Consider the following 9045-nt stretch of genomic DNA (forward strand, 5'->3'; position numbering starts at 1 on the left):
CTCGATTATTTCAAGGATGAATTCAATGCTCAACTCTCTAAAATCCCCGTTACTTTTATCAGCAATGTTAAGCGCCACTTTAGGTCTGACAGCATGCTCATCACCAAGTTCAGAAAGTACAGACAGTACGGCAACAGATAGCGCTGCTACTGACACTGCCGCCGACAAGCTGGACACCAAGTTTCTTACCATCGCCACTGGCGGAGCATCTGGCCCTTATAACATCATCGGCACTTCATTATCAGAGGTCTATGTCAAAACCTTTGGGGTCAACTCAAAAACACAAACTACTGGGGCTTCAGTCGAAAACGTCAATCTATTGACCCAAGGTAAAGTCGACATGGTATTGGCGCTCAGTGATGTGGTCACCGACGCGATCGAAGGCAAAAACAACTTTGATAAGCCGATAACCAACATCCAACAGATTGCAGTCTTGTACCCTAATGTGGTGCAAGTCGTCACCACCAAAAAATCTGGCATCAAAAATATTGAAGACCTACGTGGTAAGCGCATCGCTGTGGGCGATCAAGGCTCTGGCACAGAAGTAAATGCTCGGACGCTATTAGAAGGGTTTGGTATCACATATGATGACGTTACCGTTGATTATTTAGGCTTTGCGGAAGCAGCGGACGGTATGAAAGCGGGTAAAATTGAAGCGGCTTTCTTTAGTAGTGGTCTGCCAAACTCTTCATTGATGGAGCTAGAGCAGGGTCTAGACTTACAATTGATCACCATCAATCAAGACAAGCTAAAAGAAATCATTGCGACTAAGCCTTACTTTAAGACCTTTGAGATTCCTGCTGGCACTTATGGCAATGACGCCGCGATTCCAACCGCAGCAATCATGAATGCTCTATTGGTTAGCTCTGAGTTGTCTGAAGCAGATGGTTACAAGCTGACCAAAGCGTTATTTGACAATTTAGACGGTCTAAAAACAGCGCACCAAGCGGCCAATGATATTAGCTTAGCAACCGCTCGTGAAGGTATGGTCGCACCTATCCATCCTGGCGCTAAAAAGTACTATGATGAGCAAGCAGCTAAATAAGCGTTTAGGGTTATTGATTGGCGTGGCAGGCATTGCCGCGCTGGTTTTTTTTATGCTATGGCATCTCTTTGTCCGTCAGCCTGTGGTGGAAGTGCGTGTCGCAGGCGTTGATGGTGCTAACGACAAGGTTTGCTACTTTGTCGAGCCAAATTTTCAACTGCGCTGGATACACTCTGTAGAAAAACAATGGTGGGAAGAGCAATACCAACGTATAGACGGCAGCAGTACAGAAGACGCTGAATTGCTGCTGACAACCACTTATTTTGAAGCTTTTGGGGCAGGTACACCCTCAACCGAAGCACTTGCTCCCATACAAAAACCTGGCTATCTGGGTTATCAAATCAATGAGAAATTGCCTAATCTCAATTGGGTGGTCTCACGGCTTACCAAAGGTGAGATTGACTATGGTAACTACCAGATGCTCATTCATCGCTGGGTGCCAGACTATTCTGAAGTAACGATCATGCCGACAACGTATGGTTTCATTGATAGATTTAACAAGGATTTGTGTCATGAACTCCCAAGTGATGGATCACAATAATGTGACAACGATGTCAGATAACCATATCAATAACGACTTGCCTATACATTCCAACACGGATGCTGATACTCAGGTCGACGCTGAACTTGAGGCGCAAGCCCACAATAAAGCCATATTAGAAAAGTATGATAGAGAATCCATCACAAGGCACATCACTCAAGGACCAGTGAAGTATTTTATCGCTGGACTTTGCATTTTATATTCACTGTTTCATTTATATATCACCTTTAATCCCATGCCAGCGCTGCTACAGCGCTCTGTACACGTGGGCATTGGTTTTGCCTTAATTTTCTTAATTTTTCCAGCAAGTAAAAAAAGCAGCCGTCAGCGCGTCGCATGGTATGACTGGATATGGTTTGCCCTGTCATTGTCTGGCATGGCTTATCTGATATATGAATATCAAGATATCGTGACCTCACGTGGCGGTATGGCCAATCAGATGGATGTAATATTTTCGCTGATTACAGTGGTCTGCGTATTAGAAGGTAGTCGCCGTATCACAGGTTGGATTCTACCGATATTGGCAGGCATATTCTTGGCCTATCCGTTTGTCAGCCATTTGGATTTTATGCCAGACCGGTTACTGACTCGTCCTTATGACATGGGTGACATTTTTGGTCAATTATTCCTAAAAACCGAAGGTTTATATTCTGTTGCGATTGGTGCATCGGTCACTTTTATCTTCTTATTCATTCTTTTTGGTGCATTCTTAGCGCGCTCGGGAATGGGGCAGCTGTTTAATGATTTGGCATTGGCAATTGCGGGTCATAAAAAAGGCGGGCCTGCAAAAGTAGCGGTGATTTCTAGTGGTTTTATGGGCAGTATTAATGGCTCTGCTTTGTCAAACGTAGTCAGTACTGGTGCCTTTACCATTCCGCTCATGAAAAAGGTTGGTTACCACAAAGATTTTGCGGGTGCCGTTGAGGCAAGTGCCTCTGTTGGCGGGCAAATATTACCGCCGATTATGGGCGCGAGTGCCTTTATCATGGCGGAGACAACAGGCTTGCCGTATAGCACAATTGCGTTGGCGGCCTTATTGCCAGCGATATTGTATTATCTGGGCGTCATTGCGCAGGTGCATTTTCGCGCTGGTCGTCGCGATCTAAAAGGTATCGCTAAAGAAAGCTTGCCAGCCGTGAAAGAAGTGTTAAAAGCCCGCGGTCATATGCTGCTACCGATTGTATTTTTGATTTTCTTATTAATCAGAAACGTGCCCGTTGGTTATGCAGCGGCTTATACCATTGGTTTTACTGTCGTAGTTAGTATGCTGCGTAAAGAAACTAGAATGGGTTTCTCTGACATTTTGGGGGCATTAGAAGATGGTGCACGCCAGTCGCTCGCGGTAATGGCTGCTTGTGCAGTCGTCGGTATTATTATCGGAGTCGTGAGTCTAACCAGCTTTGGAACGGTGATGACCTCATCAATTGTCACACTTGGTGCAGGGTCGTTATTTTTCACACTCATTTTGACCATGCTTGCCTCGATGGTATTGGGCATGGGACTACCGTCTATTCCTGCCTATATTATTACGGCAACGATGGCAGCACCAGCCTTAGCTGGTTTTGATATTCCAATTTTGTCGGCGCACATGTTTGTTTTCTACTTTGGTATTTTTGCCAATATTACACCGCCCGTGTGTCTAGCCGCCTTTGCTGGTGCGGGTATATCTGGTGGCGATCCGATGAAGACAGGGTTCTTATCGCTCAAACTGGCACTCGCTGGATTTATCGTACCGTTTATGTTTATCTATAGTCCAGCGATGTTAATGATTGATCCTACTGGGCTTGCGGTAACTACTAAGGACTTCCCGCTACCACCTATTATCGATATTGTCACGGTAGTATTGACGTCAATTACGGGTGTTCTCGCACTTAGTGCGGCATTAGAGGGTTATTTTAAAAGCGATATGAGCCCAGTAACACGCGTTATTTTGGCAATCGGAGCTTTGCTGTTAATCTATCCTGGAATAACAACTGGTCTAGTGGGTGGCGTGATCGTTATTGCTATCGCCATCCTTAATACTAGAAACAGTGGCGAGCCAACGCCCACTTTAACCATTTAAGACGTTGCGGTTGAAGGTTTTAAAAATCTATTAAAGCTAAAAAAAGGGTGAATAACATAAAATGTTATTCACCCTTTTTACATGCTCAACTTAATTTTTAAGCATTAGCTCATTAAACCCCGACACTTAGCAGCCAAGTTTGCCTTCTGCTGCCAATGCTTTTTTACTACGGATTGGCGCTGGGCATTCTTCGCCGTAGTACTGACGATCGGCAAAGTAGCTTGAGCGTACCATTGGGCCTGCCCAAATGTTAAAGAAGCCGATTTTTTTACCATAATCCATATAACGCTGGAACTCGTCTGGATGGACATAACGATCGACAGGCGCATGGTTTTTGCTGGGTTGCAGATACTGACCAACCGTAATCATATCCACGTTATGTGCTTTTAGGTCATCAAGCAATGCATAGATTTCTTCTTCAGTTTCACCAAGACCGACCATAAAACCGCACTTGGTCGCGATATCAGGGCGCCGCTCTTTATACAGCTTGAGCAAATCTAACGAATGCTGATAATCAGAACCTGGACGGAAGGCTTTATATAAACGAGGCACGGTTTCGATGTTATGGTTAAAGACATCTGGCGGTGTTTCAGTCAACAAGTCTAGCGCGATATCCATACGACCACGGAAATCGGGTACCAATATTTCGATCAAGCAATTCGGGCTAAGTGCGCGAGATTCATTGAGCACTTCTACGAAATGCGCCGCGCCGCCATCTTTTAGATCGTCACGATCCACAGAGGTGATTACCGCATACTTAAGCTGCAAACCTAAAATAGTCTCGGCAGTGTGGCGCGGCTCATCTGCATCTAGCTCATTCGGACGACCATGACCGACGTCACAGAACGGGCAGCGACGGGTACAGATATCACCCATAATCATAAAGGTCGCGGTGCCATCAGCGAAGCACTGCGGCAGGTTAGGGCAGGCCGCTTCCTCACAGACCGTGTATAGCTTCTGCTCACGCAAGGTTGCTTTGATACGAGCCACTTCAGCGGGCGAGGACATTTTAACCCGAATCCAATCTGGCTTTTTCTTTGCCTCGATGGTCGGAATCACTTTAATTGGGATACGGGCAACTTTATCATAGCCACGTAGTTTTTCGCCTTGAATGGCTTTTTTAGGTTTGACCTTAGCAGCAGGCACATGTGTTTGTACGGCAGTTGTCATAATAAAGTATCTCTTAACCCTTTATAGCATAAGGGTTTATGGAATTATTAGAATGTGTTGTGAGTGAGGACATTATAGCAGAAACTTAGGGGCTAATTTTCAATGAATAATGTTTAACTGATCATTTTGAGGTGGATCATTAAGGCTACTATGGTTTGTCTCGCAACCATAGTTTTAAATATCTATATCAATATTCAACTCATTCAGGGTTTCTATGGCAGCACGAAACGCTTCTTGGGTGGCAGGTGCCCCGCAATAAGGCAAGCTGTGCATTAATACTTCTCGAATCTCAGCGACACTTGCGCCATTATTGATGGCACCTCGAATGTGCCCTTTTAGCTCGGTGGGGCTTTTTTGCGCAATTAAAAAAGCAATAGTGATTAATGAGCGGTATTTGCGTGGTAATACTGAGTCATCTTGCCATGTGCTGCCCCAAGCGTGTTCAATAATCCAGTCTTGTAACGGCTGAGTAAATCCAGTTGCCCCGTCAAGCGAGCGTTTAACATGTGCTGCGCCCATGACGTCAGTACGAACTTTGAGACCGTTTTGATAATTAGCGTTACTTTTTATATTACTGTTTTCCATATCGCTGTTTTCCCTATTTTTGTTTTCCATTGCACTACTATCCATATCATCATCCTTAATATTTATTCATTTAGTATATGGCTAATAAAAGCTGTTTTTTCAAGCGCTATTTTTCTAAGTGATATTTTCTCTAAGCTATCGTATCAAGATGACATTTTATCAAATAATATCCTACAAAGCGTCTAGCAGGCACAGCGTATTTATTTACTCATAAATCGAGGGGTGCTTGACTAAAATGACAAGCTGTATATCGATTGGGCAAGGCTGCTCAATCATATTGTTGATGGTACTATTTATATAATAAATGTTCAATATGAGCCCTTTATACCCGCTTTATGAGCCTTTTAAAGGCTGAGCCATTAACATTTAGGGCGTTTTAAGCTATGATTGCACCAATAATTATTTCATCTAGTATATAGACGCAGGCGGTCATGCTGACTACCCACGTAATGTACTAATACTCCCAACTGACGAGGACGACTATTGTGTTAGAAGCTTATCGTAAACATGTCGAAGAACGTGCTGAGCTAGGAACGGTTCCGCTACCACTGAATGAAAAACAAGTAGCAGAGTTGGTCGAACTACTAAAGAATCCACCAGCAGGCGAAGATGCGTTCTTGATGAACCTGCTAGAAAACCGTATTCCTGCTGGCGTTGACCAAGCGGCTTACGTTAAAGCGGCGTTTTTAGCAGCGATTCTTAAGGGTGAAACCTCTTCACCACTTATTAGCAAGCAAAAAGCCGTTCAAATCCTAGGCACGATGCAAGGTGGCTACAACGTTCAACCATTGGTTGCTGCACTGGATGACGCGGAAGTGGCACAAGATGCTGCTGAAGCGTTGAAAAAGACATTGCTGGTGTTTGACGCGTTCAATGACGTGACTGAAAAAGCAGAAGCGGGCAATGCTATCGCTAAAGAAGTGGTTCAATCTTGGGCTGACGCTGAATGGTTCTTGAACCGTGATGCTGTACCAGAAAAGACGACTTACACGACGTTTAAAGTGACTGGCGAAACCAACACCGATGACTTGTCGCCTGCGCAAGATGCGTGGAGCCGTCCTGATATCCCATTGCATTCATTGGCTATGCACAAAAACTCTCGCGACGGCATCACTGCTGACGAAGAGGGCGTTGTCGGTCCAATGAAGCAGATCGAAGCGCTTAAAGAAAAAGGCCATCCGCTCGCTTATGTTGGTGACGTGGTAGGTACAGGCTCTAGCCGTAAATCTGCGACCAACTCAGTATTGTGGCTCATGGGCGATGATATCCCGAACGTGCCAAACAAACGTGGCGGCGGTCTAGTACTTGGTAACAATATTGCTCCTATCTTCTTTAACACTATGGAAGATTCTGGCGCATTGCCAATCGAAAAAGTAGCCGTTGATAACCTAAACATGGGTGATGTATTTGACATCTATCCGTATGAAGGCAAAATCACTAAGCATGATTCTGATGAAGTGTTGTCTACGTTCAAATTGAACTCACCAACATTGCTTGATGAAGTTCGTGCTGGCGGTCGTATTCCATTGATCGTTGGTCGTGGTTTGACCAATCGTGCCCGCGCGTACATGGGTCTTGGACATTCAGATATCTTTGCTAAGCCAGAAGAGCCAGTTGATACGGGTAAAGGTTTTACTCTAGCGCAAAAAATGGTCGGCAAAGCTTGTGGTCTAGAGGGCGTACGTCCGGGCATGTACTGTGAACCTAAAATGACGACTGTAGGATCGCAGGATACGACTGGTCCGATGACTCGTGATGAGCTAAAAGATTTGGCTTGCCTAGGTTTCCAAGCAGACTTAGTAATGCAGTCATTCTGTCATACGGCGGCTTATCCAAAACCAGTTGACGTTGAGACTCAGCACACACTACCTGACTTTATCATGAACCGTGGCGGCGTAAGCTTACGTCCTGGTGATGGTATCATTCATAGCTGGTTGAACCGTATGCTACTTCCAGATACCGTTGGTACTGGTGGTGACTCGCATACGCGTTTCCCAATGGGTATCTCATTCCCAGCAGGTTCTGGTTTAGTAGCATTCGCAGCAGCGACTGGTGTTATGCCACTTGATATGCCTGAATCTGTCCGTGTACGCTTCGTTGGCGAACGTCAGGCTGGTATCACGCTACGTGACCTAGTACATGCGATTCCTTATCAAGCGATTAAAGAAGGTCTATTGACCGTTGATAAGAAAGGCAAGATCAACGAGTTCAATGGTCGTATCTTAGAGATCGAAGGTTTAGAAGATTTGACCGCTGAGCAAGCGTTTGAATTGTCTGATGCCTCAGCTGAGCGTAGTGCTGCTGGTTGTACCATCACTTTGTCTGAAGCGTCAGTGACTGAGTACTTAAACTCAAACATCACGCTACTTAAGTGGATGATCTCAGAAGGCTATGGCGATGCGCGTACGATTAGCCGTCGTATCGAGCAAATGCAAGAGTGGCTAGCGAACCCAAGCCTATTGCGTGCTGATGCCGATGCTGAATACGCCATCGATATGACTATCGATATGAGCACTATCAAAGAGCCTATCCTTTGCTGCCCGAACGATCCAGACGATGCAAAAACATTGGCTGATGTCGCTGGCGATACCATTGATGAAGTGTTCATTGGCTCATGTATGACCAACATCGGTCATTTCCGCGCTGCGGGTAAACTGCTACAAGACGTACCAGCAGGTAGTTTGAAAACTCGTCTATGGATTGCGCCACCTACTAAGATGGATGCGCGTCAGTTGATGGAAGAAGGTTACTACAACATCTACGCTCAAGCAGGCGCTCGTACTGAAATGCCAGGTTGTTCGCTATGTATGGGTAACCAAGCACGTATCGCACCGAAATCTACGGCGGTATCGACGTCTACTCGTAACTTCCCGAACCGTTTGGGTCAAGGCGCTAACGTATATCTAGCTTCTGCCGAGCTTGCAGCAGTCGCAGCGGTACTTGGTAAATTGCCAACCAACGAAGAATATCAGCAGTATGCTGGTATGCTTGATAGCATGGGCGAGGAAGTGTATCAGTATATGAACTTCGATCGTATGGATTCTTATACTGAAGAAGCCGACAAAATTAACGTTGCTCAATTGACCTAATATTTGCTTTAAAGCTAATTAGTAAGATAAAAATAAACCCCGTATCGTGATGATGCGGGGTTTATTTTGTTTTATGGTGAAGAAATTAGTTGACATATACGTCATATATTATCGCATGTGTCATTTGTTAGCATCTATTCAACTTAGATATATGTATAATCAACAAATCAAACTAATGTAGGAAGAAGAATGAGTTTTTCAATAGAAATATTATTAGGTTGTTTAGCAGTGATAGCAGCTATTACTGTACCACTCATTATCTATTTCCTGCAAAAAAGTAAAAAAAGATTAGCTTATGAAATTGTTTCAAATACACAGTTAGTCGGAGTGAAAAGCGAGGTTCAAAATAAAATTAAAATATATTATGAAAATAAACTTGTAGAAAATGTGCATCTGCTACTTATTAGAATTATAAATAACGGTAATCAGTCTATATCAATAGGGGATTTCGCCAAACGAATTGATATTAGGGCGTGTCCCTAATTCAGTTTGCAATGAATCATAGTACAAGCTAGATACAGCATAGACTTATAATTACGAGCCAATTTTTCGT

7 protein-coding genes are annotated in these 9045 nt (G+C 44.3%); 5 read left to right on the plus strand and 2 right to left on the minus strand.

All coding sequences use genetic code 11. The features are described from left to right. Window positions 1-25 precede the first annotated feature (25 nt). From JFC08_RS10165 to JFC08_RS10175, 3 genes are read left to right on the plus strand one after another with little or no spacing between them, the layout of a single operon-like run. Window positions 26-1045, plus strand: a complete 1020-nt coding sequence (locus JFC08_RS10165) for a TAXI family TRAP transporter solute-binding subunit (protein WP_045445337.1) — start codon at window positions 26-28, stop codon at window positions 1043-1045. Then, window positions 1026-1586: a DUF1850 domain-containing protein gene (locus tag JFC08_RS10170; RefSeq protein WP_227697727.1), complete on the plus strand. Its 561-nt coding sequence runs from the start codon at window positions 1026-1028 to the stop codon at window positions 1584-1586. Before JFC08_RS10165 ends, JFC08_RS10170 begins: the two co-directional genes overlap by 20 nt. After that, window positions 1558-3648, plus strand: a complete 2091-nt coding sequence (locus JFC08_RS10175; RefSeq protein WP_198330606.1) for a TRAP transporter permease — start codon at window positions 1558-1560, stop codon at window positions 3646-3648. The genes JFC08_RS10170 and JFC08_RS10175 overlap by 29 nt, the downstream gene beginning before the upstream one ends. Window positions 3649-3774: 126 nt before the next feature. Here the strand turns inward: JFC08_RS10175 and lipA are convergent, their stop codons facing one another. Continuing rightward, window positions 3775-4818, minus strand: coding sequence for a lipoyl synthase (lipA, locus tag JFC08_RS10180; RefSeq protein WP_198330607.1), 1044 nt, complete (start codon window positions 4816-4818; stop codon window positions 3775-3777). A 174-nt stretch (window positions 4819-4992) separates the two neighbouring features. Then, the gene (locus JFC08_RS10185; protein WP_227697730.1) at window positions 4993-5403 is read right to left on the minus strand and encodes a carboxymuconolactone decarboxylase family protein; all 411 of its coding nucleotides are present in this window, start codon (window positions 5401-5403) and stop codon (window positions 4993-4995) included. Between the two features lie 485 nt (window positions 5404-5888). Between JFC08_RS10185 and acnB the strand changes: the two genes are divergently transcribed. Both acnB and JFC08_RS10195 read left to right on the plus strand, forming a co-directional pair. Next, on the plus strand, window positions 5889-8492 hold the full coding sequence (gene acnB, locus JFC08_RS10190; protein ID WP_055123861.1) for a bifunctional aconitate hydratase 2/2-methylisocitrate dehydratase: 2604 nt from the start codon (window positions 5889-5891) through the stop codon (window positions 8490-8492). A gap of 189 nt (window positions 8493-8681) precedes the next feature. Continuing rightward, window positions 8682-8975 (plus strand): hypothetical protein, encoded by a 294-nt coding sequence (locus JFC08_RS10195; protein ID WP_198330609.1) that lies wholly within the window; start codon window positions 8682-8684, stop codon window positions 8973-8975. Window positions 8976-9045: the final 70 nt, after the last annotated feature.

The organism is Psychrobacter cibarius (assembly GCF_016107535.1).
GTDB classification, from domain to species: domain Bacteria; phylum Pseudomonadota; class Gammaproteobacteria; order Pseudomonadales; family Moraxellaceae; genus Psychrobacter; species Psychrobacter cibarius.

Bases quoted from the DNA above. Each gene is read 5' to 3' on its own strand.
- JFC08_RS10185 (WP_227697730.1), bottom strand. From the start codon at position 5,403: ATGGAAAACAGTAATATAAAAAGTAACGCTAATTATCAAAACGGTCTC.
- JFC08_RS10170 (WP_227697727.1), top strand. From the start codon at position 1,026: ATGAGCAAGCAGCTAAATAAGCGTTTAGGGTTATTGATTGGCGTGGCA.
- JFC08_RS10165 (WP_045445337.1), top strand. From the start codon at position 26: ATGCTCAACTCTCTAAAATCCCCGTTACTTTTATCAGCAATGTTAAGC.
- lipA (WP_198330607.1), bottom strand. From the start codon at position 4,818: ATGACAACTGCCGTACAAACACATGTGCCTGCTGCTAAGGTCAAACCT.
- JFC08_RS10195 (WP_198330609.1), top strand. From the start codon at position 8,682: ATGAGTTTTTCAATAGAAATATTATTAGGTTGTTTAGCAGTGATAGCA.
- JFC08_RS10175 (WP_198330606.1), top strand. From the start codon at position 1,558: ATGAACTCCCAAGTGATGGATCACAATAATGTGACAACGATGTCAGAT.